This is a genomic window from Staphylococcus gallinarum (assembly GCF_000875895.1).
In the GTDB taxonomy this organism is placed as follows: Bacteria; Bacillota; Bacilli; order Staphylococcales; family Staphylococcaceae; genus Staphylococcus; species Staphylococcus gallinarum.
Genome location: NZ_JXCF01000109.1, coordinates 1 through 1,736, shown reverse-complemented (window position 1 = coordinate 1,736; position 1,736 = coordinate 1). Strand labels below are relative to the sequence as shown.

The window sequence follows — 1,736 nt, the reverse complement described above, 5'->3', positions numbered from 1 at the left end:
GAGTTTACCTTGATGCATATCAATAGAACGGTACCTAATTGGATGATTAAATATTACAGTGAACTAGACGATGTCGATATGTGGGTATATTTTGAATCGTATAATACACTCAGATTGATTTGTTTATCTGAAGCTTACTTACATGATGCGCTTAAGTTTGTTCTGAAGAATTGTTCTAATGATCTTATTTATGACTTCTATGTCTTTCTAATGTTTGATGAAAGTATTGGTAACCTTGGTTCTGTGATATCGTCTGACGCAATAAATCGCCTAAATGATAAATATGACACTAAATTTGAAGCTGAGTTTGACTTTGATAATGAGAGATTGGAACAGCTGGGGGATTTTGATATTGGATTAATGGATAATCTCCCGTTTTAACGTATGCTTCAAATTGATTTGGTGATAACTTTGCGCGCCCCATTTGAAAACGGTCATTATTGTAGTAATCAATATAATCATCCGCAAGTTCTGTCAGTTCTTCAAAATGATGAATATCTTTCAACCCTTTGATTTCATCTTTCATGTGACCAAAAAACGATTCTTGGGGCGCGTTATCTCAACAGTTTCCTTTCCTAGACATTGATTGTTTTAAACCACTTGTGTTAACTAATGCTTGAAATGATGTACATGTATAGTGAATCCCTTGGTCTGAGTGAATAATTAATTTTTTATTTTTCGGAATTTTATGTTTCTCTACGAGTTTTGAAACAGTATTTAATACAAGGTCTACTTTCAAACTATCACTTAGTTCATATGAAAGTATTTGATTCGTGTAAGCATCTTTTATAGTAGATAGATAGGCTGTTTTACCTTTCCCGTAACACAAATAGGTAATATCAGTAAGAAAAATTGTTTTAGGACCACCCATTTTGAAATGACGTTTCACTAAGTTATCTTTCACACGTTGTTCAGTGGAATACTTCATGGCTTGTTTATATGGATTTGCTTTTCTTATCGGACATACTAAGTTAAACTTCTTCATAAGTCTAACAATCTTCTTACGATTCATGATAATACCTTGTTGTAAGAGGGTCATATGAATGCTTCTTGAACCTTTAGAATACCCTCGTTTATTAAACGCTGCTAAAACTAATTCAAAATCTTTTTCATCATTTTTCTCACGTTCAATACGTTTTTCTTCTCGTTTTTCCACGCATAAAAACCAGATCTAGACACCTGGGCAATCTTGCACAGCCAAGATATATTAAGTAAATTATTGTCTCTTGAAATCAAGCTATTTATCAATTCGAATTTTTCTTGCGCATAGCTTTTGAGGCACGGCGATTGATAGAATTCGTTTTTTTTAGTGCTTCTATTTGTTGATTTTGAAGCGCAATTTTGTGTTTTAAGTATTCAATTTCTTCTTCAGGGGTCATTTCTGATAATTTGGGTCTGCCAGAGCTATCTTTTCTCGTATCTCGCAATCCTTCAGGTCGGCTTTTCATTGCGAGTACGCGATCTCTAAAATTACTAATACGTCTTCCTAAAATCTTTGTGTCAAAACCAGCCTCTTTAAAAATTTCTGAAGGAAGTTTGCCTTTTTCATATTCTTCTACAAAGTGTTCTCTGAATTCTTCTGTATATGTGATTGCTTTAGGCGTTACATTTTGTACAACTTATTTAATTTTAAATCAGCTATTTCATTTTCAGTAAATAAACGTTTACTCATCAATTTGCACCTCTCAGTCATTAGAGTAGTTACTCAAATTATACATTAAAATAACCCTATAGAC

General features: G+C 32.9%; 2 protein-coding genes and 2 pseudogenes. 1 reads left to right on the top strand and 3 read right to left on the bottom strand.

Annotated elements, in window-relative coordinates; genetic code table 11:
- On the top strand, positions 1 to 381 hold a 381-nt coding region (locus SH09_RS16905; RefSeq protein ID WP_167706515.1), incomplete at its 5' end, for a hypothetical protein.
- On the opposite strand, the pseudogene SH09_RS17520 reads toward SH09_RS16905, so the two are convergent.
- The 3 genes and pseudogenes from SH09_RS17520 to SH09_RS17390 form a co-directional block, all read right to left on the bottom strand.
- Positions 290 to 532, bottom strand: a pseudogene (locus SH09_RS17520) (IS3 family transposase); the annotation flags it as partial. The gene SH09_RS16905 and the pseudogene SH09_RS17520 overlap by 92 nt on opposite strands.
- A gap of 27 nt (positions 533 to 559) precedes the next feature.
- Positions 560 to 1,156: an IS3 family transposase gene (locus tag SH09_RS13660; protein ID WP_071225812.1), complete on the bottom strand. Its 597-nt coding sequence runs from the start codon at positions 1,154 to 1,156 to the stop codon at positions 560 to 562.
- Between the two features lie 88 nt (positions 1,157 to 1,244).
- Positions 1,245 to 1,604 (bottom strand): annotated as a pseudogene (locus SH09_RS17390) (HTH domain-containing protein); the annotation flags it as partial.
- Positions 1,605 to 1,736: the final 132 nt, after the last annotated feature.